Raw genomic sequence first — 23,840 nt, 5'->3', positions numbered from 1 at the left:
ATAGCCTGTCGCCCGGCCATCGACGGGGACGGTATATGCCGTCCGCGCGGCCGGTTCAGGCGCAGGAGAACCCCCCGTCCACGACGAGCGCCTGGCCAGTGACCCAGGCCGCCTCGTCGCTGGCGAGGTAGAGCATCGCGTTGGCGATGTCCTCCGGCCGCCCCAGCCGGCCGAGCGGGTACTGCTCGGCCATCCGCGAGGCGAGCTGCTCCCACTCCTCGTCGGACCGGCCCTCCTTCGGCATCGGCGTCTCGGTCACGCCCGGGCAGACGGCGTTCGCCCGGATGCCGTCCGGGCCCAACTCGGCCGCGATGGCGCGGGTGTAGTTGACCACTGCGCCCTTCGACAGCGAGTAGGCCGACATCCCCGGCGAGCCGATGACGCCCGCCAGCGACGCCGTGTTGACGATGGCGCCCGACCCCTGCTCCTTCAGGTGCGGGATGGCCGCCCGGCAGCCGTTCCACACGCCCTTGACGTTGATGTCGATGACGCGGTCGCGGGTCTCGAGGTCGAGTTCCTCCGTGTCGGTGCTGTCGTGGTCGATGCCCGCGTTGTTGAGCACGATGTCGAGGCCGAACTCCGCGACGGTAGCGTCGATGGCGTCGCGGAACGCGGCGGCATCCCGGACATCCAGCTCGTGCGCGGCGGCCTCACCGCCCGCGTCCTCGATGCGGTCGGCGGTCTCCCGGGCGGCCCCGTGGTCCACGTCGGAGGCGACCACCGTGGCCCCCTCCTCGGCGAACCGTTCGGCGGCGGCCCGCCCCAGTCCCGACCCGGCGCCCGTGACGTACGCGGTCTCGCCTTCGAGTCGCATGGATCCGGCCTCTGCGCCCGTCGCCGAGAAAGCTTCGGCGGACGAACCGTTTTGCTCGCCCGGCACCCAGTCGGGGTATGGACCGCGGGTTCACCATCCGGGTCGCGGCCGTCGGGACGCTCGTGGCCGGCGGCCTCGTCGCCACGCTGGCCGGCGACGTGACCGTCGCCGGCGTCACCGGCAGGACCCTCGGGTTCGGCCTCCTCGCGGCCGGCCTCGGCCTCGCGGCGACCGCCGAGGGTACCGACGGCGAGCGCCGCACGACCCTGCTGCTCGCGTTCTCGGGTGGGTGCCTCCTGCTGGCGAGCCGGACCGACGGCCCGGGACGGTACGGAGCCGTCGCGCTCGCCACGGTGGCCGCCGTCGGGGCGCTCTACCGGGATACCCTCACCGGCGGGACCGTGGAGTGAGTCCCGTCACACCCCGTTCCGCAGCCCGTCGAACGCCCCCGTCTCCTCGACGCGACGGACGTTCTCCGCGAGGATGTCAGCACACCGCTCGAAGTACCGCGGCGTGTGCCCGGCGTTGTGTGGGGTGATGAGGACGTCCTCCAGCATCCAGAGCGGGTGGTCCTCGGGGAGCGGCTCGGGGTCGGTCACGTCCAGCGCGGCGGCCGCCAGCCGGTTGCGCCGGAGCGTCTCCACCAGCGCGGCCGTGTCGACGACCGGGCCCCGCGCGACGTTGACCAGCGTCGCGTCCGGCCCGAGCAGGGCGAGCGTGTCGTCGCCAACCAGCCCCCGCGTCCGGTCGGTCAGCGGGCACGCGAGGACGAGGTGGTCCGTCCGCGGGAGGACCGCCGACAGGCCGTCGTACCCCACCACCTCGTCGGTCGGACCGCCCTTCCCGGGGCTGTGCCGGACGCCGACCGTCTCGACGCCGAACCCCTGCAGCCGCCTGACGATGGCCTCGCCGATGGCGCCCAGCCCGACTACCGTCACGGTCGAGCCCTGGAGTTCGCCGGCGGCCTGGAAGTGCGACCACTCCCGGCGCTGCTGGCGTCGCCAGCCCTCGTCCAGCCGCCGGACCATGGTCAGCAGCCAGCCGACGACGTGCTCGGCGACGTTCGGGCCGTGGACCCCGGAGGCGTTGGTGACCGCGACGCCCCGCTCGAGGAGCGCGTCCATCGGGAGGTGGTCGACGCCCGCGTAGGTGCACGCGAAGAGCCGCAGACCCCCGGCCGCCGCCAGCAGGTCCGCGTCGAGACGATTGCTCGTCACCACCGCCGCCTCGGCGACCGCCCGGCGCTGCTCCGCGGGCGTCCGCGCCAGCGTCACGTCCACCCCGGGGAGCCGCTCGTGGAGCGCGTCGACGTACTCGGTTGCCGGGATACCGTGCGGTTTGTGCTGTAGCACGGATATCTCCTCGATACGGTCGGACATATCCGCCGTACTCCGTAGAACTGTATAAACTCCGCGCGCCACCTGGTGGTATACACGACTATCGAACGCTCCCCTGTGATGTGGACGGCTTCGTCCGGGAGCCCAGCCCTCCGGTGTCCACTTACTCAGTGTTATGCTCCGTGTGGGCGACCGCTCCGCCGTGACTGATGACTACTCCCGGCGAACGGTGCTGGGTGCGACGGGTGGCGTAACGCTGACGGCACTCCCGGGCGGGCGGCTGCTGCAGCAGGACCCGGAGAACGGCCGTGGCCCGCCGGGGGGAAGCGACGTGGAGAGCCTCGCCATCGAGCGGGTCGGTCGGTACGAGACCGGCGAGTTCGACGGCGGTGCCGAAATCGTCGCGTACGACGCCGCACGGTCGCGGCTGTTCGTGGTGAACTCCGGCGCCGGACGGGTCGAGGTGCTCGACGTCTCGGACCCGGCGGCGCCCGAACAGGTGGCCGTCATCGACGCCGCAGGCGACGTCCCCGACGGTGGCGGGGCCAACAGCGTCGACGTGGTCGGGGACCTCGTGGCGGTCGCCGTCGAGAACGAGGACCCGCAGGCGCCCGGTTTCATCGCGCTGTACGACGCGTCGAGTCTGCAGCGGATGGCGCTCGACGAGGTCGGCCCGCTGCCGGACAAAGTGACCATCTCCCCGGACGGGAACTACGTCCTCTCGGCCAACGAGGGCGAACCCGCGACCGACGAGGAGCCGGGCAGCCGGACGGACCCGGGCGGGTCGGTGAGCATCATCGACGTGAGCGACGGCGTGGGCGGGGTCCAGCCGACGACGCTCGACTTCACCCCGTTCGACGAACAGGTGGAGTCGCTCCGCCGAGAGGGTGTCCGGGTGTACGGGGCCAGCGCCGAGGACGACGACCCGAAGCCCTCGACCGACTTCGAGCCGGAGTTCATCACCGTCGCCTCGGACTCCGAGACGGCCTTCGTCAGCCTGCAGGAGAACAACGCGATCGCGACCGTCGACATCCCGAACGCCGAGATAACCGACGTCTCCGGGCTCGGGTTCAAGGACTTCTCCATCGAGGGGAACGAACTCGACACCAGTGACGCCGACGCCGGCGACGCCGACGCCATCAGCCTCCAGAACTGGCCGGTCAAGGGGATGTACCAGCCCGACGCCATCGCGGCACACGAGGTCGCCGGTACCCAGTACGTCCTCACCGCGAACGAGGGCGACTCCCGCGACTTCGAGGAGACGACCGTCGCCGACCTCACGCTCGCGACGGACGCCTTCGCGCCGCGGCTGTCCGAGAACCCGTACGTCGACAGCGTCGAGGGGTTGCAGGCCCCGGAGAACCTCGGCAACCTGGCGGTCACGAACCAGCTCGGCGACCACGATGACGACGGCGAGTTCGAGGACCTCTACCTGTTCGGCGGCCGCTCGTTCTCCGCCTTCGAGGTCGCCGACGACGGCCTGGAGCTGGTGTACGACAGCGGGAACGAGTTCGAGCGGACGTACGCCGAGCAGTTCCCCGCCGGCTTCCAGAACGCAACGGAGAGCGGCCCGGAGACGGAGGCCGTCGAACTCGGGCAGGTCGGGGACCGTACCTTCGCCTTCGTCGGCATCGAGCGGGGGTCGGGCATCTTCGTCTACGACGTGACCACGCCTACCGAGGCTCGCTACGTCACGACGGTGCTGAACCGGGACTTCTCCGTCGGGTTCGGCGACCTGGCCGCCGAGGCCGAGGCGAACCCGGAGAGCGACGAGCCGGGGCGCGCGGGCGACTGGAGCTCGGAGGGTGTGGAGTTCATCCCCGCCGGAGGGAGCCCGACCGACGCGCCGCTGCTCGCGGCTGGCTACGAGGTCAGCGGGACCGTCGCGCTGTTCGAGGTGACGCCGCTCCCGGAGAGCGACGGCGAGCCGGGCGCCGACGCCCCGGCCGAGGACTGAGCCGGTCTACGCCGGCACGACGCCCGCATCGGCGACCAGCAGGACGGCCAGCCCGACCACGACGACGCCGGCGACGGTCTGTGCGACCCCGTGGACGGTCGCGCTGCGCTCGCCGAGCCGGCCGAAGGTGGCGCCGACGCCAGCGCCCAGCAGGCTCATCGTCGCGGTGATGGCGACCGCATACGTGAGCACCGCGAGCGAGGCGACGCCGGCGCCCGGCAGCAGCGTCGCCGCGAACGCGAGCATCGACACCGGCGGGGAGAGGGTGAACAGCGCGCCGACCAGCCCCGTCTTCAGGTACGAGCGGGCGTCGTGGTCGTGGTCGTGCCCGTCGACCCCCGGGAGCGGCAGGTGGAGGTGTGGGTGGCTGTGCCGGGTGTCGCCGTGGGCGTGACCGTCCGTGCCGACGACCCGGCGGAGCCCGGCGACGGCCAGCCCCGCGCCCAGCAGGCCGAGCACGAGTCCGGCCCCCAGCGTCCCGACCCGGTCGTAGACCGGCGGGAACTCGGCCCGCCCGAGGAGGAGGGAGGCGGCCCCGAGCCAGGCGACGACGAGGGCGACGTGGCCGAGGCTGAAGCAGGCACCCGCCAGCGCCGACAGCCGGGAGTCGCCGTACTCGGCGGTCAACGAGGAGATACCGGCGACGTGGTCCGGCTCGATGGCGTGGGTCACTCCCAGGGTGCCGGCAGTCACCAGCGCCACGACGAGCGTGCCGCTCATCGGTCACCCCGTGCGGCCCGACAGCCGGCGGCCCCCGGACGTGTCGTGTTCGTGGACATCACGCGGCAGTAGACGTACCGTCACTGAACAAGCTTCCTATTCCGCAATTATTGACTAATATGCCGTTTTTATCAGAACACTGTGCCAAAAGCGGGACGACGATGTACGAACACGGTTCCGCATCGACCCGGGGTGCACGCTCGGGATGACCGACCGGATTCCGGGCGAGACCCGCACCGGCGGGGGAACGGTGACGCTGAACGAGGGGCGCGAGACGGCGACCGTCACGGTGGCCAACACCGGCGACCGCCCGGTGCAGGTCGGCTCGCACTTCCACTTCTTCGAGGCCAACGCCGCGCTCGCGTTCGACCGTGAGGTCGCGTTCGGGATGCGCCTGAACGTGCCCGCCGGGACCGCCGTCCGGTTCGAACCGGGCGAGCGCGAGACGGTCGAACTCGTCGCTATCGGCGGGAAACGTGTTGCCCACGGGATGAACGGGCTGGTGAACGGCAGTGTCGACGGCGACCCGAGCGACGCCGTCGAGCGCGCCCGCGAGGCCGGCTTCCGGTTCGCCGACGACCACGGCGCTACGGGGGCCGACGGGACCGACGGCGGCGACGCCGAGGGGGACCAGCCGTGACCCGCGACATCGAGCGCGAGGCGTACGCCGAACTGTACGGCCCCACCGAGGGCGACCGGGTCCGACTCGGTGATACGGAGCTGTTCGCCGAGGTGGAGACGGACTACCGGACCCACGGTGACGAGGCGGTGTTCGGCGGCGGCAAGACCCTCCGCGACGGCCTGGGGATGGCGCCCGGCGTCACGCAGGCGGAGGGCGCGCTGGACTGGGTCATCACGAACGCGACCGTCATCGACCCCGTGCTGGGCATCGTCGCGGGTGACATCGGCATCCGGAACGGCGAGATCGCCGGCGTCGGCAAGGCCGGCAACCCGGACACGATGGACGGGGTCGACATGGTGGTCGGCCCGTCGACCGACGTCTACCCCGCGGAGGGGAAGATCGCCACGGCGGGCGCGCTGGACATCCACGTCCACTGGAACTCCGCACAGCTCCACGAGCACGCGCTCGCGGGCGGCATCACGACGATGCTCGGCGGGGGGTACGGCGGCGGCGCGACCACCTGCACGACCGGCCCGGAGAACGTCAAACACCACCTCCGGGCCGCCGAGGAGTGGCCGGTCAACGTCGGATTCTACGGCAAGGGTAACGCCTCCGACCCCGACCCCCTGCGCGAGCAGCTCCGTGCCGGCGCGTGCACCCTCAAACTCCACGAGGACTGGGGGTCGATGCCCGCGGCCATCGACACGGCGCTCGATGTCGCGGAGGACGAGGACGTGCAGGTCTGCATGCACACGGACACGCTGAACGAGGCCGGCTTCGTCGAGAACACGTTCGCCGCCGTCGACGGCCGAACGATGCACCTGTTCCACATCGAGGGCGCCGGCGGCGGGCACGCCCCGGATATCATGGAGATGGTCGGGGAGCCGAACATGCTCCCGTCCTCGACGAACCCCTCGATGCCGTACACGAACAACACGTTCGACGAGCACCTGGACATGGTGATGGTCTGTCACCACCTCAACCCGGACGTGCCCGAGGACGTGGCCTTCGCCGAGTCGCGGGTCCGGGCCGAGACCATCGCCGCCGAGGACGTGCTCCACGACATGGGGGCCATCTCGATGATGACGACGGACTCGCAGGCGATGGGCCGGATGGCGGAACTGGTGCCGCGGACCTGGCAGACGGCCTCGAAGATGAAGGCCCAGCGCGGACCCCTCCCCGAGGACGAGGGGACCGGCGCGGACAACCACCGCATCAAGCGCTACGTCGCGAAGTACACCGTCAACCCGGCCATCTCGGCCGGCATCGGACAGTACGTCGGGACGCTCGAACCCGGCAAGCTCGCCGACATCTGCCTGTGGGACCCCGCGTTCTTCGGCGTCAAGCCCGCGATGGTGTTCAAAGGCGGGTTCCCGGTCCACTCGGAGATGGGCGAGGCCAACGGCTCGCTGATGACCTGCGAACCCATCACGCAGCGCCCCCGGGCCGGTGCGGTCGGGAAGGCCAAGCACGGCCTCTCGCTCGCGTTCGTCTCGCCCGCGGCGGCCGACCGCGGCGTCGGCGAGGAGTACGGACTCGACAGGACCGTCGTCCCCGTCGAGGGGACGCGCACCCCCGGCAAGGCGGACATGGTCTACAACGACTACTGCCCGGACGACATCGACGTGAATCCCGAGACGTTCGAGGTGTGGGTCGACGGCGAGCACGTCACCTGTGAACCAGCTAGCGAGGTCCCGCTCGCACAGCGGTATATGCTATGAAACTGACACCGAAAGAGGAGGAACGGCTCACGGTCTTCACCGCCGCAGAGATCGCACGGCGCCGCAAGGAGCGCGGCGTCCTGCTGAACCACCCGGAGACGGTCGCCTACATCAGTGACTGGTGCATCGAGCGGGCCCGCGAGGGACAGTCCGTCGCGGAGATCCGCTCGGGCGCGTCGCGACTGCTCGGCCGCGAGGACGTGATGGACGGCGTCCCCGAGATGGTCGATATGATACAGGTCGAGCCGGTGTTCCCCGACGGGACGAAGCTCGTCACGGTCCACGACCCCGTCCGTTCGGACAGCGTCGGGACCGCCGACGGGCCGGGCGACGACGGCGCGGACGCGGAGGGGGAGCCGTGAGCCCCACCCACCGCGACGTGGCGACCGTCGGCGTCGGCGGGCCCGTCGGGTCGGGGAAGACCTCCCTGCTGACGGAGCTGGTCCCCCGACTCCGGGAGGCCGGGTTCGACGTTGGCGTCATCGCCAATGACATCCTCACACGGGCGGACGCCGACCGGCTCCGCGAGCGGTTCGCCGGTATCGTCCCCGAGGACCTCGTCGCGGGCGTCGAGACGGGCGCCTGCCCGCACACGGGGATCCGCGAGGACCCGTCGATGAACCTCCGACAGGTCGACGCCTTCCTCGACGACCATCCGGACCTCGACATCGTCCTCATCGAGAGCGGCGGGGACAACCTCGCGGCGACATTCAACCCGGAGCTCGCGGACTACTCGCTGTACGTCATCAGCGTGGCCGAGGGCGACGACATCCCGCGCAAGCGCGGCCCCGGCGTCGTCGAGTGCGACCTGCTCGTCGTCAACAAGACCGACCTCGCACCCCACGTCGGTGCCGACCTCGACCGGATGGCGGCCGACGCTCGCGAGGTACGGGACGGCCCGTACGTCCTCACGAACTGCAAGGACGAGGCGGGCGTCGACGACGTGCTCGAACACGTGCAGGACGGGGTGCTGTTCGCCTGATGGCCACCGACGCGCCGGGGGAGGGCGAGCCGGGAGACCGGGAGGACGAGGGCGCCCCGCACCCGGCGTTTGCGGGCTACGCCGCCGAGCCGGTCCCGCAGGCCGCGGTCGGGTCGCCGGGGAAGGACGGCGTCCTCGAACTCCGGTTCGAGCGGGGCGAACGCGGGACCGCGCTGAGCCACGACTACGCCACCGTCCCGTTCCACGTCTCGGGGACGCTGGGCCACGACCCACATCCCGACGCGGAGACGGTGTTCGTCCAGTCGCCGACCGGCGGCGTCGCGCAGGGTGACCGCCACGACGTGACGGTCAGGGTCGACGCGGACGCGGTCGCGCACGTCTCCACCCAGAGCGCGATGAAGGTCCAGACGATGCGGGCCAACTACGCGGCCGCGGAGACGCGGCTGTCGGTCGGCCCGGGTGGCCACCTCGACTACGTCCCGGAGCCGACCATCCTCCACGAGGGCGCGCGCTACCACGCCAGCCTCGACCTCGACCTCGCGGCGGGCGCGTCGGCGGTCCTGGGCGAGGTGCTCGTTCCGGGGCGTCTGGCCCGGGGGGAACGGTTCGACTTCGAGCGGTGCCTCTCGCAGGTCCGCGCGACCGGCCCCGACGGCCTGCTGTTCGAGGACGCTACCCACCTCGCGCCCGGCGATGACGCGGGCGGGCCCGGCCCGACAGCACCTGGGGTCCTCGGCGAGTTCGCCGTCTACGGGACCCTGTTCGTGGTCGCGCCCGACGCGGCCCTGTCGAGCGACGACCTCCACGATGTCGTCGCGGCGGCGTGTGCCGACGCCCCGAACCCGGCCCGCGGCGGCGCGACGCGGCTCCCGAACGGGGCCGGCGTGGCCGTCCGGGTGCTGGGCGACCGGGGTGAAACCGTCTCGGCCGGCCTCCACTCCGCATGGAGCGCGGCCCGCCGCGAACTGCTCGGGGCCCCCGCGCCCGCGGGGAGGAAGTACTGATGCTGGTCGCCGAGACCTACGTCGGCCACCGGGACGAGGCGGCGGTCGCTGACGAACTGACCGCCACGGAGGCCGTCCACCGGGTCGTCCTCACGGACACGGAGCGACAGCGCTCCAGGGTCCGGACCGAGACGGCGGACGGAACCGACCTCGGCATCGTGGTCGCGCGGGAACTCGCCGATGGCGACGTCCTCCGGACCGAGGACGGAGGGCTCGTCGTCGTCGACCTCGTCGCCATCGAGGCGCTGGTCGTCGACCTCGCCGGGACCGACGCCCCGGCGACCGCGGCCGTCGCCTTCGGCCACGCCGTCGGCAACCGCCACTGGGAGATGGCCGTCCGGGGGACGGCGGTGCTGTTCCCGGTGGCCGACGACCGCGAGCGGATGGCACGCTTCGTCCGGGCCGAGGCGCCCGACGGCGCGACGCTCGACGACGAGCGGGTCCCGCCGACCACCTTCGACGACGGGGGGCCGGACCACTCGCACGGGCCGAGCCTCGGGGACGACGGCGCCCACGCGGACGGCTCGCACCTGCGCCTGACCGAGGACGGGACCGTCGGCGACGAGGGGGAGCGATGAGCGACGACGCGACGCTGTCGGCGTTCCGACTGGCGGACTCGTTCCTGCCGGACGGGAGCCACACCGCCTCGTACGGCCTCGAACAGTTCGTCCAGGCCGACCGCGTGACGGACGCCGACGAGCTCGAAGCGCTGCTGGAGACGTACCTCAGGCGACAGGTCGGTCCGGCCGACCTCGTGGCGCTGCGTGCGGCCCATGCCGGCGCGGGCGACGGCGACCTCGACGCGGTGCTCCGCGCGGACCGGCGGCTCGCGGCCACGACGCTGGCCGCGGAGTTCCGCGAGAGCGCGACCGCAGCGGGCGGGCGGCTGCTCGACCTCCAGTGTGCGGCCCGTGAGGCCCCCTTGCTGGAGCGGTACGCCCGACGCGTCGACGCCAGGGACGCCCCCGGGATGCATCCGGCCGTTCTGGGGGCGGCGACGGCCGTTGCGGGGGTCGGCGAGCGCGAGGCCTGCCTGCTGTGCTGTCACGCGCTCGTCACGGGGCTGCTCGGGGCGGCCCAGCGCCTGCTCGCGCTGGGCCACACCGACGCACAGCGACTACTCGTCGCGCTTCGCCCGGCCATCCGGGCAGCCGTCGACGACAGCACGACCCGCGCGCTGGCCGACATGACCCCGTTCACGCCACTGGTCGACGTGCTCACGGCCGAGCACGAACGGGCCGACCGCAGGCTGTTCACCAGCTGACGGCGCCCTCGGCCCACGAACGGTCGGCGTCGTCCGTGACGGCTCGGCGGTGCTCGGGCCGGCCGAACCGGTCCGGGTCCTCCAGCGCGCTGACGCGGTCGAGGACGTCCGCAACCCCGCCGGCGCCCCCGCCCGGCTACCGCCCTGCGTCCGCCTCGTCGGTGACGGGGATGGTCCCCTCGCGCCGGAGCGGGTCGAGCCGGGCCACCGCCTCGGGCTCCAAGTCGAAGGTCCCGTCGAGGTCGGCCGGCGCGCGACCGTGGAACAGCCGCCCGAACGGCTCCGCCGTCCGCGGGTAGACGGCGGCGAGCCGGTCCGGGAGGTCGCCGTCGAACCGTCGCTGGAGCGCCCGCGTCACCGTCTCGCTCCCGGCGTGGACGACGTCGCCCTCGACGAGAAGGAAGGCGAACGGCTGGCCGCCGAACTGCGCCTCGAGGAACCGCTGAACCGGCCGTGACTCCCACGGCACCGGCCGGAGGTCGGTCCCACGGGTGAACGCCGCCATGGCCCGGCGGAACACCGGCGACCGACCGTCGTAGATGAGTAGCGCCCGCATCACCGGCTACACGGGCCCGGCCCGCTTGAGGGTTCGCCTACACCGCGGTCAGCGCCCGCCCGCCGGCCCAGACCAGCGGCGTCAGGACGAGCAGGTACGCCGCCGCCGTGACCACCCAGGCCCGCCGGAGCGCCGCCCGCCGCCCCCGTGGCAGGGCCGGCAGCGGCAGCACCACGCCGAGGAAGAAGCCGGTCATCAGGGCGAACAGGACCGCGGTCGACAGGACGTAGGCGACCGGCGACGGCCCGAGCACGCCCTCGACGAGCAGCAGCAGGACGACGTACAGCGGCCCGGTCAACAGCCCCGCGACGTAGTGGACGACGGCGGCCAGCCGTCCCGGCGCCGCGTCGACCGTCCGCTCGGTGAGCACGGCCGCCGGGACGAGGGTGAGTGCCCGCCCCTCCGGCACCCGGGCCATCACGAGGTCCATCGCCAGCGTCGCCAGGACGGCCGCCAGGAGCGCGAGCAGTATCCGCAGCGGCGCCACCAGCGAGCCGGTCGGCTCGAACATACGAGGCGGTCGGCCCGGCGGTCGCTTCACTCCGTCGGCATCGGTCGAGGGGGCTGGCCGGGATATCCGTCCGACTCCGGAGATAGTGAGTCAGTATCGGCGTGAGATACCGTATTCGACTCTGCGGGTCGAAACAGAGGCGATACGACGAGAAGCGACGCGATATCATCGGAACGGCGCTCGCGGCACCGCGGTCTGCCCGGGGTCGGCGGCTCAGTCGTCGACGACGACCTCGACCGGCTCGTCGGTGTCCTCGACGGCGTCCTCGTCGCCGGATTCGAGGTAGAACAGCCCGCCGGCGACCGCCAGGACGATCCAGGAGCGCCAGTTGGCGAGGTTGAGCGTGTAGCCGATGCCGAACGGCTTCTCCACGAGCATCCCCTCGTCGGGCTGCCAGTACGAGGAGAGCATCCGGCCCAGCGACGGCCGGTCGAAGTTGTACGGGATGCCGAACAGTTCGCCGGACTTGGGCATGTCTGCCATGCGAGCGCCTACGTCGGGCCGCGTAAAGGGGTTTCTGGTGGGTTCGTGCGGCCGGAATCCGGCGGTGGTCAGCCGCCCGGTCGGCGGGCGACACCCCGACGTCACCGCGCCACGCCCGCGGCCAGCACGACCACCACGGTCGCCGCGAGCGCGAGCGGGAGCCAGCTCGGCACCGCCGTCGCCGGGACGGTCGCCGGGGGGCATCGACGGTCACTGTCGGCCCCGCACATCCCGTTCGACGTTGGACCGCCAGTCACCCCTGACGGTGGCACACGACACGGCGCGCTCACTGGTAGCGGCCGCGCCCCTCGATGGCCCCCAACTGCCCGAGGACGGCCCCGGCGTCCAGCGACGTCCCGGCCGCGGTCCCGCGGTACGCGTCGACGACGGTCTCGCGGAGGCTGTCGGCGTCGTCGGCGGTCCCGTCGAGCGCCTGCCCGAGGACGTGCAGGTCCATCGCGAAGTCCTCCGGGGTGTCCGTGTAGTAGCCCAGCCCGAAGTCGATGAGGTAGGTCCGGTCGTCGTCGCCCTCGGCCACCCGGACGTTCCGGGTCGTCGGGTCGCCGTGGACCAGCCCGGCGGCGTGACAGCGCGCGAGATGAGCGGCCACGTCCCGGACCCGGGGTTCGGTCACGTCCGCTCGGAGATCATGCGCCCCGACGTACTGGAAGCGGAGCGTGGCCTCGACGGGGTCGACGTCCAGTACGAGCGGTGTCGGGACGCCCGCGACCCGGGCGTCGCGGGTGAGCCGGGCCTCGCTCCGGGTCCGGCTGGCCCGTAGTCGCTCGTCCAGGTCGGGGTGGCGATAGCCCTTCGACAGCCGGCGCTTGGTCACCCGGCCGGCCCCGGGGTCGAGCGAGACGACCGCCTCGGCGCCCTGGCGTTCGTCGAACTCGCCATCGCTCGGGGTGCTCCCGTCGGTCGCCCCGCCGCGCCACGTCACCGCCACCTCGTCCGGTCGGAACTCCGGGTCGACGGCCGAGTCCGCGATGGCGAGCGTGTCGCCCGCGGCCGCCATCTTCGCGCCGAGGACGGCGATCATCCCGGCGTTGTCCCGGAGGAAGCGCGGTTCCGGGGCGAAGAAGTCGGCGCCGCGGGCCTCGCACATCCCGTCGAGCATCCCGCGGAGCCGGTCGTTCTGCCCGACGCCGCCGCCCAGCACCAGCTCGTCGGTGCCGGTCAGCGAGAGCGCCCGCTCGGCGACCTCGGTGAGCATCGCGAACACGTGCTCCTGTAGCGAGAAACAGACGTCCTCGACGGGTTCGCCGTCGTCGACCGCTTCCTTCGCGGCGGACATGATGCCGGAAAAGGAGAAGTCCATCCCCTTCACCACGTACGGCAACTCCGTGTAGGCGCCCGTTCTCGCGCGTTCCTCGACCTTCGGCCCGCCCGGGTGCGACCAGCCCAGATGGCGGGTGAACTTGTCGATGGCGTTGCCGACGCCCGTGTCCAGCGTCTCGCCGAGCACGCGGTAGCGCCCGTTCCGGTAGCCCAGGACGTGCGCGTTCGCGCCGCTGGCGTTCAGGCAGATGGGGTCGGTGAACCCGGAGCGGTGGCGGCCGATCTCCAGGTGTGCTACCATATGGTTGACCCCGACCAGCGGGACGTCCAGCGTCCCTGCCAGCGCCCGGGCCGCGGAGCCGACGACGCGGAGACACGGGCCCAGCCCGGGCCCCCGGGAGAACGCGACGGCGTCGATGGGGACCCCCTCGCCGTCCCGGGTCTCGCGAGCGTGGTCGAGGACGCTCGCGACCACCTCGGGAACCGTCTCGCGCATGTGCTCGGCGGCCTCGCGGGGGTGGATGCCGCCGCTGTCGGGGAGATACGCGTCCGTCTCGATGACGGTCCCGTTCGTCTCGGTGTCGTGCAGCGCCGCGCTGGCGGCCCACGCCGTCCCCTCGATGCCGAGCACGCGCATTGGCTATCGGGCCGAGGGTGCCGGGCGGCTTAGGAGCGTCGGGTTGCTCCCGTCACGGGTACACGCCGGCGGAGAACTGGTGGTTCGGAGCCGCGTTACTTCCACTCGGTGTACGAGCAGCGACCGCAGTGCTGGCGGTCGTCGTGGTCGGCCAGGAACGCGTCCCCACAGCGGGGGCACTGCTCCTTTGCGTGGCCGCCGTCGTCGTCGTAGTACTCCGAGCGCATCTCAGGCCTCCTCCGCCTCCTCCTCCGCGTCGGCGCCGATCTTGTTCCGGTCGAGCATGTAGTCCTGCTCGATCTCGGCGGCCTCGCCCGGGCTGTCGTAGACCTTCGCGTAGCCGACGGTCTTGCGCATCCCGAACTTGGTGTCGAGCTTGTGGACGACGACCTCGTCGGCGTCCTTGTTCAGCTTGGCTGCGAGCGAGTCGCGCACGGAGAGCCGGGACGGGCTCGCCTCCTCGTGGACGATCCGGAACCGCACGTCGGTCCGATGCAACATCGGGTTCGCCTCCTCCTCGATGATATCGATATCCATGGTTCGTTGTTCACCAGTGGTTGCGAGGCGCGTAAAAGGATTTCGAGAACCGTTCCGCCCGTTTTCGCGGGGTTCCCGCCCGCAGCCCCCGCCGCTCCGGGGGCGCGGCCGACGGTGCCGCTTTTGCCGCTCGACACGAAACGGGGGATGTGGAACTGCACGTCCGCTACGAGGGCGACGACGACCCCGAGAAGTGCACGGCCCGTCGGCTCGCGCGGTTCGACGAGGTGACGCTCCACGACTCCGCGCGGGCGACCCCGCGGGGTGTCGTGCTCGACCCGCACGCCGAGCAGGCGCTCTCGCCGGCCGATGCCGCGGGCGGTGAACCCGCCGGGGAGGCCCCCGACCCCGGCCGACTCGTCGCGCTGGACTGCTCCTGGGAGACCGCCGAGCGCGAGGCGTTCCGGCTCGACGGCCCCCACCGGGCGCTCCCCTTCCTCGTCGCGGCCAACCCGGTCAACTACGGGACGCCGTTCCAGTTGAACACCGCCGAGGCCTTCGCCGGCGCCCTCTGCATCCTCGGCCGCCGCGAGCGGGCCGAGGCCCTGCTCTCGCACTTCTCCTGGGGGCACACCTTCCTCGAACTGAACGAGGAGCCGCTCCGCCGGTACGCCGACTGCGCCGACTCCAGTGCCGTCGTCGCCGTCCAGGGGGAGTACCTGGCCGCCGTCGAGGAGTGACCCCGGCCGAGACGACACCGCCTTACTTCTCAGCCGCCAACCGGTACTCATGAGCGGCCACGACGCCCCCACGACACCCGGGCCCCGACGCCTCCGCGCCGACGGGGTCCGCGACCTCGTCAGCGAGACCGACGTCCGGGCGAGCGACCTCGTCGCGCCCGTCTTCGTCGACGCGACGACCGAGGAGCGCCAGCCCATCCCCTCGATGCCGGGCCACGAGCGGGTGCCGGTGGCGGAGGCGGTTCCTCGCGTGCGCGAGATACTGGAGACCGGTGTCGAGGCGGTCATGCTGTTCGGTATCCCCGAGTCGAAGGACGCCGAGGGCTCCCGAGCGGACGTCACGGACGGCGTCGTCCAGCGGGCGGCCCGCGCCATCACCGCCGAAACCGACGCCTACGTCATCGCCGACTGCTGTCTCTGCGAGTACACGGACCACGGCCACTGCGGGCTGCTGGAGGACGCGGCGGCGGAGGACCCGGGGCTGACGGTGCGTAACGAGGCGACCGTGGAGCGCTACCGCTCCATCGCGGTCTCGCAGGCCGCGGCCGGCGCCGACATGATCGCCCCGTCGGGGATGATGGACGGGCAGGTCGCGGCCATCCGCGACGCGCTGGACGACGCCGGCCACGGTGACGTGCCCATCATGGCGTACGCCGCCAAATACGAGTCGGCGTTCTACGGACCGTTCCGCGACGCGGCCAACGGGGCGCCCGCCTTCGGTGACCGGCGCCACTACCAGATGGACCCGGCCAACGCCCGCGAGGCACGTCGCGAGGTCGCCCGCGACGCCGCCGAGGGCGCCGACGTGCTGCTGGTGAAGCCGGCGCTCCCCTATCTGGACGTCGTCGCGGACATCCGCCGCGAGTTCGACCACCCGGTCGCGGCGTACAACGTCAGCGGCGAGTACGCGATGCTGCACGCCGCCGCCGACCGCGGCTGGCTCGACCTGGAGGCGGTCGCCCACGAGTCGCTGCTCTCCATCAAACGGGCCGGCGCTGACCTCGTCGCCACATACTTCGCGGAGGACCTCGCCGACCGGCTCTGACCGAACGGCCGGTTGCGGCAGGGATTTCCGACCGAACGGTGCGCGTGCGGTGTCCCACACCGACAACCCCGCATATCACCGGTTCACGAACGTCCGGTTGTGGCCGGACGGATAGCCGGATTACCCGACGAACGGCGTCATTATATCCATAATATTCTGCCCAATTTTCGACGCGCGTCCTCTTATGGCCCGGATATTCAGAGAGTGTCAAGCCAATCCTTATGTACTGAAAGAGCACCAGATACGAGTGCGCAGAGAAACACGATGACGTGGAAATACTGGAGAAAGGCTGACGAATCGGTGACCGATTGCGAGGTAACTAACTGATGTTCGGGATACTCTCGGCGATGCTGGACGTCGTCGCGCTGCAGGGAGACGTCACGGCCATCGCGGACAGCATCAACGCGGTGTGGGTGCTGATGGTGACCTTCCTGATCTTCTTCATGCAGCCCGGCTTCGCGCTGCTGGAGGCGGGACAGGTCCGCGCCAAGAACGCGGGCAACGTCGTGATGAAGAACATGACCGACTGGTCGATGGGGGTGCTCGTGTTCTTCATCGTCGGCGCGGGCGTCTCCGCGATGGCGGGGATGCTCGGTTCGCCCGGTGAGGCGCTCTCCGTCTCGAGCGCGTTCGCCCACATCAACGACCCGACGGCGTGGATCGGCTGGCTGTTCGGCGCCGTCTTCGCGATGACGGCGGCGACGATCGTCTCCGGGGCCATCGCCGAGCGGATGAAGTTCGGCGCGTACGTGGCCTACGCGTTCGTCCTGGTCGCGGTGCTCTACCCGGTCGTCTCCGGGTCGACCTGGGGCGGGACCGGCCTGCTCTCGTCGACGGGCTACCTCGGCCAGGCGCTCGGCGTCGGCTACAAGGACTTCGCCGGCGCGACCGTCGTCCACGCGATGGGCGGCATCGCCGGCCTGACGGCGGCGTACATGGTCGGCCCGCGCAAGGGCCGGTTCGACTCGAACGGCGACGCACAGCCCATCCCCGGGCATAGCGTCCTGTTCGCGGTCATCGGGACGCTCATCCTCGCCTTCGGCTGGTACGGGTTCAACGTCGGGACCCAGGCGACGGTCCTGACGGCCGACGGTTCGTTCAACAGTGCCCTGCTCGGTCGCGTCGCGCTGAACACCACCCTCGCGATGGGCGCGGGCATGGTGTTCTCGTCGCTGACGACGACCCTCTGGGAGGGGAAGCCGGACCCGCTGTTCGGCGCCAACGGCCTCCTCGCCGGGCTGGTCGCCATCACCGGTGCCTGCGTCCACGTCTCCTGGTGGGGCGCGCTGGTCATCGGCATCATCGGCGGCATCCAGACCCCGTTCGTCTACCGATGGGTCGTGGACTCGCTGAAGGTCGACGACGTCTGTGGCGTCTTCGCGGTCCACGGTTCGGCCGGCTTCATCGGGACCATGCTCATCCCGTTCTTCGACGTGGCCGGCTTCTCGGTCAACCAGCTGATCATGCAGGTGGCCGGCTCCGCGTTCATCGGGACGTTCACCGTCCTCGGGACGATGGTCACGCTGCTCGTGGTCGACGCGGTCATCGGGCTTCGGGTCTCGGACGCGGCCGAGGCCGAGGGCCTGGACCCCTCCGAGCACGGCATGCACGCCTACCCCGAGTTCACGGACGACGGCGGCGCCGAGCGCGCGGTCGCTGACGGGAGCGGCAGCCCGACCGTGGAGCCCGACGGCGGTGTCGTCGAGGACGACGACCCGTCGGAGCTCCGCCCCGACGGTGGCACCGTGGCGACGAACGAGACGACAGCCGACACGAGCGAGGTGACTGACAATGAGTGACGAATCCGACGACCGCGAGGTGAAACTGGTGACGGCGTTCATCCGCCCGGACAAGCTCGGCGAGGTCAAGACCGGCCTGGTCGACGTGGGTGCGCCCTCGATCACGGTGACGAACGTCTCCGGCCGCGGGAGCCAGCCCGCCAAGAAGGGCCAGTGGCGCGGCGAGGAGTACACCGTCGACCTGCACTCCAAGGTGAAAGTCGAGTGCTACGTCGCCGACGTCCCCGCCGAGGAGGTGGCCGAGGCCATCGTCGAGGCCGCCAAGACCGGCGACCCCGGCGACGGCAAGGTGTTCATCACCCCCGTCGAGGAGGCCTACCAGATCCGCACCGGGACGACGGGACCGGACGCGGTGTAGGCGTGGCCGACACCGGCCCCGGGGACGGCGACGAGGGCGCCGACGCCGGCCGGACGTCGCCCACCCGGGTCGACGACGACCCGGCAGAGGAGGGGGACGCGGAATCGGCCCCGGCCGTCGATACGAGCCGTCCGGGGCCGCACGACCGCGCGACCGTCACCGCCGTCGACCGAGCGACCGCCGACCGCCTGGCGGCGCTGGAGGCGACAGACGCTGTCGAGCGGTACGTGCCCCTGGTCGATTACGACGCGCTCGGGCTCCGAACCGCGGTCCTCCGGATCGACGCCCGGCACGGCAACGCCCGGTCGGTCGCCGACGACCTCCGTGACGGCCCTGGCGTCGCGGTGTACCGGACCAGTGACCGGTTCGATGTCACCGCCGTCTGTCGGTTCCCATCCGTCGCGGCCCTCCAACGGAGCGTCTCGCGGCTCGCCAGCGACCCCCGCGTCCGCACACACCGGGTGGCGCTCACTCGGCGGGCCGTGGCCGAGCGGGGACCGCTCAACGCGGTCGCGGACGAGGACTGACCGGCCCCCTTTCTTCGGACTGCCAACGCAGTAGCGACGCGCCCCCCGTGACCGCTGCCGCCCGCAGGGACGGCTGTCCTGCCGCCCCCGCACCGCGCACTGGACGGACGTGGTGCGCGCGAGCCGAATACCGCTCGAACGGTGGGTTCTCTGACCGACGCGTGTCGAGGAAGCGCCCGATGAGTCCCGAGTTACTGGACGGATTACAACCTTATATCGATATCATTCTACGATATATCTGACGTTCGTCTACATACGCGGAAGTAAGTGGACATTGTTGACTCGAACGCTTATGTAGTAGTGTCTCCTGAGCGACGGGCGTGAGATACAACATGAACGTTGCAGAATCGATTCGGAATCTGGACGCGCGGTCGGCGTCTGAGGTGGGTAGTTCATGATGGGCGTGCTCCAGTCCGGCGTGGACCTGAGCACGCTCGTCGAGGGGGTCAACCTGCTGTGGGTGTTGACGGTGACCTTCCTCATCTTCTTCATGCACGCGGGCTTCGCGATGCTGGAGGCCGGCCAGGTCCGGTCGAAGAACGTCGCCAACCAGCTCACGAAGAACATGCTCACCTGGAGCATCGGGGTCATCGCCTTCTTCCTGCTCGGCGCCGGGATCTCCTCGCTGGTCGGCGGGCTGACCGGCGGCGGCGACTACGCTGTGAGCGATCTATTCGCGATCTGGAGCGCCGGTTCCGCGGACTGGGTGAGCTGGCTGTTCGGCGCCGTCTTCGCGATGACGGCGGCGACGATCGTCTCCGGGGCCGTCGCGGGTCGCGCGAAACTCCGCGCGTACGTCTCGTACACCATCCTGCTGGCCGCGGTCATCTACCCGGTGGTTGTCGGATTTACCTGGGCCGGGGGCTTCCTCGACCAGTTCGGCTTCCAGGACTTCGCGGGCGGCGTCATCGTCCACGGGATGGGCGGCGTCGCCGGCCTCACCGCGGCCTGGCTCCTCGGCCCGCGCATCGACCGCTACAGCGAGGACGGGAGCGTCAACGTCATCCCCGGCCACTCGCTGACGTTCGCGGTGCTCGGGACGCTCATCCTCGCCTTCGGCTGGTACGGCTTCAATGTCGGCACCGCCGCCTCCGTGTTCGCGCTTGACGACGGCGGCGTGCTCCAGCTCGGCGCGTTCGACTACGTCGGCCGGGTCGCACTGACGACCACGCTGGGGATGGCCGCCGGGGCCATCGGCGCCGGCGCGGCCTCGCTGTACAAGACCGGCAAGGTCGACACGCTGTACGTTGCCAACGGGATGCTCGCCGGCCTGGTCGGTATCACCTCGACCGCCGACAATATCCTCTGGGTGGGCGCGCTCGCGGCCGGCCTGCTGGCCGGCGCGCAGCTACCCATCGTCTTCGAGTTCGTCGAGAAGCGGCTCCAGATCGACGACGTCTGTGCGGTCTTCCCGGTCCACGGGAGCGCCGGTCTGCTCGGCGCGCTGCTGTACCCGTTCATCGCGACCGACACCTGGGCGAACGGCTTCAACGCCTCGTTCTTCGCCGACGCGCTGGTCGGCCAGGTCCTGCTCGTGGTCGTCATCACGGCGTGGACGGTCGCCGCGACGGCCGCCGTGTTCGGCGGCCTGAAGGCCATCGGCGAGGCCCGCGTCTCCCGCCAGCACGAGCTGGAGGGGCTGGACGTCTCCGAGCACGGGGTCGACACGTACCCCGAGTTCGGCCGCCCCGACGCTGCCACGGACGGCGGCTTCGTCGAGGAGGAGGGCATCCTGCGACCCGACGGCGGCGCCTCCGAGAGGGGTGGCATCAAGCTCGTCATGGGGTTCATACGGCCGGACAAGCTCGGCGACGTCAAGCGCGCCCTCGCGGCGGTCGGCGCGCCCTCGATCACGGTGACGAACGTCTCCGGCCGCGGGAGCCAGCCCGCCAAGAAGGGCCAGTGGCGCGGCGAGGAGTACACCGTCGACCTCCACCAGAAGGTGAAGGTCGAGTGTGTCGTCGCTGACGTCCCCGCCGAGGAGGTGGCCGAGGCCATCGCCGAGGCCGCCAACACGGGCGACCCCGGCGACGGCAAGGTCTTCATCCTCCCCGTCGAGGGGGCCTACCAGATCCGCACCGGCAAGACCGGCACCGAGGCCGTCTGAACGGCGCGACGGCCCACTACCGACACGTCCAGGGGGTCCCACTCTCCCGCCCGACCGCCGCGGTTGGTTCTCCCCACACCACCGACAGCCGCGAACCCCCCGGCCGCGGCTCCACTCATCGGGACTCATCGACATGGCCCCGACCAGCGAGGCGCCCATCGATGGCCACGACGCGGTCGCGTCGCTCGCGGTCGAAAGTGGCTATGCCGGCCGGCGGGAGTGCCCGCCGGCCGGCTGCAGGAACGGGGCCGGCCGTGGTGGAGCGGCCGGCCGGCCGGGTCGTGATACGAAGGAACGGCCATACGACGCACGACGCATGGCACCAGCCGTGGTTCGCCCGGCGTCGAACCGATTTCGATACGACACCGCCGTGGGATGTGGTTCGGTCCTGTGTATCGGATCGCCTCCGTCGTCGGTTTCGTCTTTCCCGCGTCGCATTCGCCTCTGTGGGCGGATGGCATATAGTATCTGGGATTACTGGCAACACCGGCAGCCAGATTCGACTACAGACTACAATCGTGCCGAAAAATGCCCGAAAGTATAGCGGATGTGTTTCCCACGGTGTCCCGGCGCCCGGGGGCGACTCGCGGCCGGTGAGCAAGCTACTTTCGCCCCCCGGCGCAAGGGACGTGTATGAACCGCGAGCGCTCCCGGGACCTGTACGACCGTGCGCTGTCCGTGCTGCCGGGCGGTGTGAACAGCGCGGTGCGAGCCGCCCCCCAGCCGTACCCCACGTTCATCGAGCGCGGGGACGGCGGCCACGTCGTCGACACCGACGGGAACCGGCTGGTCGACTGGGTGATGGGGCTGGGCCCGATGCTGATGGGGCACGACATGCCCGACTCCGTCCGGGCGGCGATCCAGTCACACGCCAGCGAGGGCCCGATGTACGGGATGCCGACCGAGGTGGAGGTCGAGCACGCGGAGTTCGTCTGCCGGCACGTCCCGTCGGTGGAGATGCTCCGCTTCGTCAACAGCGGCACCGAGGCCACGGTGTCGGCGGTGCGGCTCGCCCGCGCGGTCACGGAGCGCAACAAAATCGTCGTGATGCAGGGCGGCTACCACGGCGCCCAGGAGTCCACCCTCGTCGAGGGCGACGTCGACCATCCGCGCCCCTCCACGTCGGGCATCCCCCAGTCGTTCGCAAAGCACACGCTCCCCGTCCCGTTCAACGACGAGACGGCGATGCACGAGGTCTTCGAGGCCCACGGCGACGACATCGCGGGCGTCCTCATCGAGCCGGTGCAGGCCAACATGGGTATCGTCACGCCCGAGGCGGGCTACCACGAGGCCGTCGCAGACCTCTGTGACGAGCACGGCGCCCTGCTGGTCTGGGACGAGGTCATCACGGGCTTTCGCGTCGGCGGCCCCCAGTGCGCCCAGGGGAAGTACGGCGTCGACCCCGACATCTCGACCTTCGGGAAGATCATCGGCGGCGGCTACCCGGTCGGCGCCATCGGCGGCAAGACCGAGTACATCGAGCAGTTCGCACCCTCGGGCGACGTGTTCCAGGCCGGCACCTTCTCCGGGCATCCGGTGACGATGGCCGCGGGGCTGGAGACGCTGCGCTTCTGTGCCGAGGAGGGCGTCCACGACCACGTGAACGACCTCGGACGCCAGCTCCGCGAGGGCCTGACCGAGGTGGTCGCCGACCAGGCACCCGGCTACACCGTCACCGGGCTCGACTCGATGTTCAAGCTCGTCTTCACGCGCGCCGATGGCTCGCCACAGAGCGAGTGCTGCGCGAACGGCTGCCGGCAGGACCCCTCCTGCGACCGCTACGACGCCTGTCCGAAGCGCGGCACCGACACGACCCGCGCCGCGACGGACCGCTACGCCCGGATCTTCCGTCCGCGGATGCGCGAGGAGGGGGTGCTGGTCTCGCAGAACCAGTACGAGTGCAACTTCGTCTCCTGGGGTCACACCGCCGAGGACGTAGAACGGACCCTGGAGGCGTACAAGAACTGCCTGTGAGGCGATGGGCGACGACGACCGGGACGACCCGCCGTTGCCCGGCGAGGCGTCGGCGCCGACGGTCGCGTGGCCCACGAACGGCATCGAGAGCGCGGGGTGGGGCGGCTGGCTCGCACTCGGGTCCCCGCTCCTCATAGGGGCCCGAGCGCTCGCAACGGGGACGCTGCCGTTCCGCCCGGCGCCGGTCGGCCTGCTCCTCGGCGTGTGGCTCGCCGGCGACGACCCCCGGGGCTGGCGATGAGTGTCACCGCCGTGACGGTGACCTCAAGACGGCGCGAGCCCCCACGCGAGGAGGGGCCGGTCCACACGGCTCGATCCGATGGCCGGACCCCGGATTCCGCTCCTGCCGACCTGGGTTCGCCAGAGGATGGTCGCGCCGGCCGCCGGGTTCGGCTTCTCCGCCCCCCTCCCGACTGTCCCGCCGGAGGGGGCGGCCGACACGGCCCCCCCGATGCTCCCGCGGCGGTACCTCTCGCTCGGTGACGCCTGCGCCACCGCGCTGGGGAGCCTCGCCGTGATCCCGTGGGCCGCGCTCCGGCCACAGCTGGAGCTGATCGCGGTTCCGGAACGGTCGCCGCGGTGCTGTTCGTTCGAGAGACAGCCGGAGAAGTGACCGCTTACGCGGCGCCGCTGCCGTACGTCTCCTCCAGGTACTCGACGATGTCGTCGGACTCGGGCATCCCCTCGATGCCGTGCTCCTCGTCGATCAGCACCGGGACGCCGGTCTGGCCGGAGACCTCCTCGACCTCGGTCCGCTCGTCGTGCGAGCGGGGTACCATGTGGGAGTCGTACTCCAGTTCCAGCTCGTCGAGCTTCCGGATGACCTTCTCGCAGTAGGGACAGCCCTCCAGTTCGTACAGTTCGAGGTTCGCCATTGTCGACTCATCGTAGGCGCGGGAACGATAAATGCGCGACGGTGCTGTGTGCGGCGGGCGCCCCGTGGCTGGTCCCCGACGGTCCTGC

The 23,840-nt window shown here is 71.2% G+C and carries 29 protein-coding genes; 18 read left to right on the top strand and 11 right to left on the bottom strand.

Annotated elements, in window-relative coordinates; all coding sequences use genetic code 11:
- Positions 1-55 precede the first annotated feature (55 nt).
- Positions 56-814 carry an SDR family NAD(P)-dependent oxidoreductase gene (locus tag DP107_RS06590; protein ID WP_144261365.1) on the bottom strand — a complete coding sequence of 253 codons (759 nt, stop codon included), beginning with the start codon at positions 812-814 and terminating at the stop codon, positions 56-58.
- Between the two features lie 77 nt (positions 815-891).
- Between DP107_RS06590 and DP107_RS06585 the strand changes: the two genes are divergently transcribed.
- Positions 892-1,224, top strand: coding sequence for a hypothetical protein (locus tag DP107_RS06585; protein WP_144261364.1), 333 nt, complete (start codon positions 892-894; stop codon positions 1,222-1,224).
- A 6-nt stretch (positions 1,225-1,230) separates the two neighbouring features.
- Here DP107_RS06585 and DP107_RS06580 read toward each other — a convergent pair whose 3' ends face one another.
- Complete coding sequence (locus DP107_RS06580; protein WP_144261363.1) at positions 1,231-2,193, bottom strand: D-2-hydroxyacid dehydrogenase; 963 nt, start codon at positions 2,191-2,193, stop codon at positions 1,231-1,233.
- Positions 2,194-2,353: 160 nt separating this feature from the next.
- On the opposite strand from DP107_RS06580, the gene DP107_RS06575 reads away from it, so the two are divergent.
- Positions 2,354-4,108, top strand: coding sequence for a choice-of-anchor I family protein (locus DP107_RS06575; RefSeq protein ID WP_238330796.1), 1,755 nt, complete (start codon positions 2,354-2,356; stop codon positions 4,106-4,108).
- 6 nt (positions 4,109-4,114) lie between these two features.
- Here the strand turns inward: DP107_RS06575 and DP107_RS06570 are convergent, their stop codons facing one another.
- The gene (locus tag DP107_RS06570; RefSeq protein ID WP_144261361.1) at positions 4,115-4,828 is read right to left on the bottom strand and encodes a hypothetical protein; all 714 of its coding nucleotides are present in this window, start codon (positions 4,826-4,828) and stop codon (positions 4,115-4,117) included.
- 205 nt (positions 4,829-5,033) lie between these two features.
- Between DP107_RS06570 and DP107_RS06565 the strand changes: the two genes are divergently transcribed.
- From DP107_RS06565 to DP107_RS06535, 7 genes are read left to right on the top strand one after another with little or no spacing between them, the layout of a single operon-like run.
- A complete protein-coding gene (locus DP107_RS06565; RefSeq protein ID WP_144261360.1) occupies positions 5,034-5,468 on the top strand; it encodes an urease subunit beta in 435 nt (144 codons plus the stop codon).
- Positions 5,465-7,171: an urease subunit alpha gene (ureC, locus tag DP107_RS06560; protein WP_144261359.1), complete on the top strand. Its 1,707-nt coding sequence runs from the start codon at positions 5,465-5,467 to the stop codon at positions 7,169-7,171. Before DP107_RS06565 ends, ureC begins: the two co-directional genes overlap by 4 nt.
- A complete protein-coding gene (locus tag DP107_RS06555) occupies positions 7,168-7,533 on the top strand; it encodes an urease subunit gamma (protein WP_144261358.1) in 366 nt (121 codons plus the stop codon). The genes ureC and DP107_RS06555 overlap by 4 nt, the downstream gene beginning before the upstream one ends.
- Positions 7,530-8,153: an urease accessory protein UreG gene (ureG, locus tag DP107_RS06550; protein WP_144261357.1), complete on the top strand. Its 624-nt coding sequence runs from the start codon at positions 7,530-7,532 to the stop codon at positions 8,151-8,153. The genes DP107_RS06555 and ureG overlap by 4 nt, the downstream gene beginning before the upstream one ends.
- Positions 8,153-9,118: an urease accessory protein UreD gene (locus tag DP107_RS06545; protein ID WP_144261356.1), complete on the top strand. Its 966-nt coding sequence runs from the start codon at positions 8,153-8,155 to the stop codon at positions 9,116-9,118. Before ureG ends, DP107_RS06545 begins: the two co-directional genes overlap by 1 nt.
- A complete protein-coding gene (locus DP107_RS06540; protein ID WP_144261355.1) occupies positions 9,118-9,696 on the top strand; it encodes an urease accessory protein UreE in 579 nt (192 codons plus the stop codon). Before DP107_RS06545 ends, DP107_RS06540 begins: the two co-directional genes overlap by 1 nt.
- Positions 9,693-10,382, top strand: a complete 690-nt coding sequence (locus DP107_RS06535) for an urease accessory protein UreF (protein WP_144261354.1) — start codon at positions 9,693-9,695, stop codon at positions 10,380-10,382. The genes DP107_RS06540 and DP107_RS06535 overlap by 4 nt, the downstream gene beginning before the upstream one ends.
- 136 nt (positions 10,383-10,518) lie before the next feature.
- On the opposite strand, the gene DP107_RS06530 is transcribed toward DP107_RS06535, so the two are convergent.
- From DP107_RS06530 to DP107_RS06505, 7 genes are all read right to left on the bottom strand, one after another.
- Positions 10,519-10,938 carry a hypothetical protein gene (locus DP107_RS06530; protein ID WP_238330795.1) on the bottom strand — a complete coding sequence of 140 codons (420 nt, stop codon included), beginning with the start codon at positions 10,936-10,938 and terminating at the stop codon, positions 10,519-10,521.
- A gap of 37 nt (positions 10,939-10,975) precedes the next feature.
- The gene (locus DP107_RS06525) at positions 10,976-11,449 is read right to left on the bottom strand and encodes a hypothetical protein (RefSeq protein WP_144261352.1); all 474 of its coding nucleotides are present in this window, start codon (positions 11,447-11,449) and stop codon (positions 10,976-10,978) included.
- A gap of 213 nt (positions 11,450-11,662) precedes the next feature.
- Positions 11,663-11,932 carry a DUF5808 domain-containing protein gene (locus DP107_RS06520; RefSeq protein WP_144261351.1) on the bottom strand — a complete coding sequence of 90 codons (270 nt, stop codon included), beginning with the start codon at positions 11,930-11,932 and terminating at the stop codon, positions 11,663-11,665.
- Between the two features lie 101 nt (positions 11,933-12,033).
- A complete protein-coding gene (locus DP107_RS21095) occupies positions 12,034-12,162 on the bottom strand; it encodes a hypothetical protein (RefSeq protein WP_272949826.1) in 129 nt (42 codons plus the stop codon).
- A gap of 56 nt (positions 12,163-12,218) precedes the next feature.
- Positions 12,219-13,850, bottom strand: coding sequence for a bifunctional N(6)-L-threonylcarbamoyladenine synthase/serine/threonine protein kinase (locus DP107_RS06515; protein ID WP_144261350.1), 1,632 nt, complete (start codon positions 13,848-13,850; stop codon positions 12,219-12,221).
- A 95-nt stretch (positions 13,851-13,945) separates the two neighbouring features.
- Positions 13,946-14,077: a 30S ribosomal protein S27ae gene (locus DP107_RS06510; protein ID WP_144261349.1), complete on the bottom strand. Its 132-nt coding sequence runs from the start codon at positions 14,075-14,077 to the stop codon at positions 13,946-13,948.
- A gap of 1 nt (position 14,078) precedes the next feature.
- Complete coding sequence (locus DP107_RS06505) at positions 14,079-14,387, bottom strand: 30S ribosomal protein S24e (RefSeq protein WP_144261348.1); 309 nt, start codon at positions 14,385-14,387, stop codon at positions 14,079-14,081.
- A 149-nt stretch (positions 14,388-14,536) separates the two neighbouring features.
- Between DP107_RS06505 and DP107_RS06500 the strand changes: the two genes are divergently transcribed.
- From DP107_RS06500 to DP107_RS06460, 9 genes are all read left to right on the top strand, one after another.
- Positions 14,537-15,067: a DUF367 family protein gene (locus DP107_RS06500; RefSeq protein ID WP_144261347.1), complete on the top strand. Its 531-nt coding sequence runs from the start codon at positions 14,537-14,539 to the stop codon at positions 15,065-15,067.
- Positions 15,068-15,116: 49 nt separating this feature from the next.
- A complete protein-coding gene (hemB, locus tag DP107_RS06495) occupies positions 15,117-16,112 on the top strand; it encodes a porphobilinogen synthase (RefSeq protein ID WP_144261346.1) in 996 nt (331 codons plus the stop codon).
- Positions 16,113-16,438: 326 nt separating this feature from the next.
- A complete protein-coding gene (locus DP107_RS06490) occupies positions 16,439-17,911 on the top strand; it encodes an ammonium transporter (RefSeq protein WP_202877359.1) in 1,473 nt (490 codons plus the stop codon).
- Complete coding sequence (locus DP107_RS06485; protein ID WP_144261345.1) at positions 17,904-18,269, top strand: P-II family nitrogen regulator; 366 nt, start codon at positions 17,904-17,906, stop codon at positions 18,267-18,269. The genes DP107_RS06490 and DP107_RS06485 overlap by 8 nt, the downstream gene beginning before the upstream one ends.
- A gap of 2 nt (positions 18,270-18,271) precedes the next feature.
- Positions 18,272-18,796, top strand: coding sequence for an Lrp/AsnC family transcriptional regulator (locus DP107_RS06480; protein WP_144261344.1), 525 nt, complete (start codon positions 18,272-18,274; stop codon positions 18,794-18,796).
- A gap of 394 nt (positions 18,797-19,190) precedes the next feature.
- A complete protein-coding gene (locus DP107_RS06475) occupies positions 19,191-20,903 on the top strand; it encodes an ammonium transporter (protein WP_144261343.1) in 1,713 nt (570 codons plus the stop codon).
- A 633-nt stretch (positions 20,904-21,536) separates the two neighbouring features.
- The gene (gene hemL, locus DP107_RS06470) at positions 21,537-22,877 is read left to right on the top strand and encodes a glutamate-1-semialdehyde 2,1-aminomutase (RefSeq protein ID WP_144261342.1); all 1,341 of its coding nucleotides are present in this window, start codon (positions 21,537-21,539) and stop codon (positions 22,875-22,877) included.
- Between the two features lie 4 nt (positions 22,878-22,881).
- The gene (locus tag DP107_RS06465) at positions 22,882-23,118 is read left to right on the top strand and encodes a hypothetical protein (protein WP_144261341.1); all 237 of its coding nucleotides are present in this window, start codon (positions 22,882-22,884) and stop codon (positions 23,116-23,118) included.
- A 126-nt stretch (positions 23,119-23,244) separates the two neighbouring features.
- Entirely contained in the window at positions 23,245-23,490 is a 246-nt protein-coding gene (locus tag DP107_RS06460) for a hypothetical protein (protein WP_144261340.1), read from the top strand.
- A gap of 4 nt (positions 23,491-23,494) precedes the next feature.
- On the opposite strand, the gene DP107_RS06455 is transcribed toward DP107_RS06460, so the two are convergent.
- On the bottom strand, positions 23,495-23,752 hold the full coding sequence (locus DP107_RS06455; protein ID WP_144261339.1) for a glutathione S-transferase N-terminal domain-containing protein: 258 nt from the start codon (positions 23,750-23,752) through the stop codon (positions 23,495-23,497).
- Positions 23,753-23,840 lie beyond the last annotated feature (88 nt).

It is taken from the genome of Haloglomus irregulare (assembly GCF_007421925.1).
Lineage (GTDB): Archaea > Halobacteriota > Halobacteria > Halobacteriales > Haloarculaceae > Haloglomus > Haloglomus irregulare.
This window is presented reverse-complemented; position numbering and strand designations above follow the sequence as displayed.

Bases quoted from the DNA above. Each gene is read 5' to 3' on its own strand.
- DP107_RS06590 (WP_144261365.1), bottom strand. From the start codon at position 814: ATGCGACTCGAAGGCGAGACCGCGTACGTCACGGGCGCCGGGTCGGGA.
- DP107_RS06585 (WP_144261364.1), top strand. From the start codon at position 892: ATGGACCGCGGGTTCACCATCCGGGTCGCGGCCGTCGGGACGCTCGTG.
- DP107_RS06580 (WP_144261363.1), bottom strand. From the start codon at position 2,193: ATGTCCGACCGTATCGAGGAGATATCCGTGCTACAGCACAAACCGCAC.
- DP107_RS06570 (WP_144261361.1), bottom strand. From the start codon at position 4,828: ATGAGCGGCACGCTCGTCGTGGCGCTGGTGACTGCCGGCACCCTGGGA.
- DP107_RS06565 (WP_144261360.1), top strand. From the start codon at position 5,034: ATGACCGACCGGATTCCGGGCGAGACCCGCACCGGCGGGGGAACGGTG.
- DP107_RS06555 (WP_144261358.1), top strand. From the start codon at position 7,168: ATGAAACTGACACCGAAAGAGGAGGAACGGCTCACGGTCTTCACCGCC.
- DP107_RS06545 (WP_144261356.1), top strand. From the start codon at position 8,153: ATGGCCACCGACGCGCCGGGGGAGGGCGAGCCGGGAGACCGGGAGGAC.
- DP107_RS06540 (WP_144261355.1), top strand. From the start codon at position 9,118: ATGCTGGTCGCCGAGACCTACGTCGGCCACCGGGACGAGGCGGCGGTC.
- DP107_RS06535 (WP_144261354.1), top strand. From the start codon at position 9,693: ATGAGCGACGACGCGACGCTGTCGGCGTTCCGACTGGCGGACTCGTTC.
- DP107_RS06530 (WP_238330795.1), bottom strand. From the start codon at position 10,938: ATGCGGGCGCTACTCATCTACGACGGTCGGTCGCCGGTGTTCCGCCGG.
- DP107_RS06525 (WP_144261352.1), bottom strand. From the start codon at position 11,449: ATGTTCGAGCCGACCGGCTCGCTGGTGGCGCCGCTGCGGATACTGCTC.
- DP107_RS06520 (WP_144261351.1), bottom strand. From the start codon at position 11,932: ATGGCAGACATGCCCAAGTCCGGCGAACTGTTCGGCATCCCGTACAAC.
- DP107_RS21095 (WP_272949826.1), bottom strand. From the start codon at position 12,162: ATGTGCGGGGCCGACAGTGACCGTCGATGCCCCCCGGCGACCGTCCCG.
- DP107_RS06515 (WP_144261350.1), bottom strand. From the start codon at position 13,850: ATGCGCGTGCTCGGCATCGAGGGGACGGCGTGGGCCGCCAGCGCGGCG.
- DP107_RS06510 (WP_144261349.1), bottom strand. From the start codon at position 14,077: ATGCGCTCGGAGTACTACGACGACGACGGCGGCCACGCAAAGGAGCAG.
- DP107_RS06505 (WP_144261348.1), bottom strand. From the start codon at position 14,387: ATGGATATCGATATCATCGAGGAGGAGGCGAACCCGATGTTGCATCGG.
- hemB (WP_144261346.1), top strand. From the start codon at position 15,117: ATGAGCGGCCACGACGCCCCCACGACACCCGGGCCCCGACGCCTCCGC.
- DP107_RS06490 (WP_202877359.1), top strand. From the start codon at position 16,439: ATGTTCGGGATACTCTCGGCGATGCTGGACGTCGTCGCGCTGCAGGGA.
- DP107_RS06485 (WP_144261345.1), top strand. From the start codon at position 17,904: ATGAGTGACGAATCCGACGACCGCGAGGTGAAACTGGTGACGGCGTTC.
- DP107_RS06475 (WP_144261343.1), top strand. From the start codon at position 19,191: ATGATGGGCGTGCTCCAGTCCGGCGTGGACCTGAGCACGCTCGTCGAG.
- hemL (WP_144261342.1), top strand. From the start codon at position 21,537: ATGAACCGCGAGCGCTCCCGGGACCTGTACGACCGTGCGCTGTCCGTG.
- DP107_RS06465 (WP_144261341.1), top strand. From the start codon at position 22,882: ATGGGCGACGACGACCGGGACGACCCGCCGTTGCCCGGCGAGGCGTCG.
- DP107_RS06460 (WP_144261340.1), top strand. From the start codon at position 23,245: ATGGTCGCGCCGGCCGCCGGGTTCGGCTTCTCCGCCCCCCTCCCGACT.
- DP107_RS06455 (WP_144261339.1), bottom strand. From the start codon at position 23,752: ATGGCGAACCTCGAACTGTACGAACTGGAGGGCTGTCCCTACTGCGAG.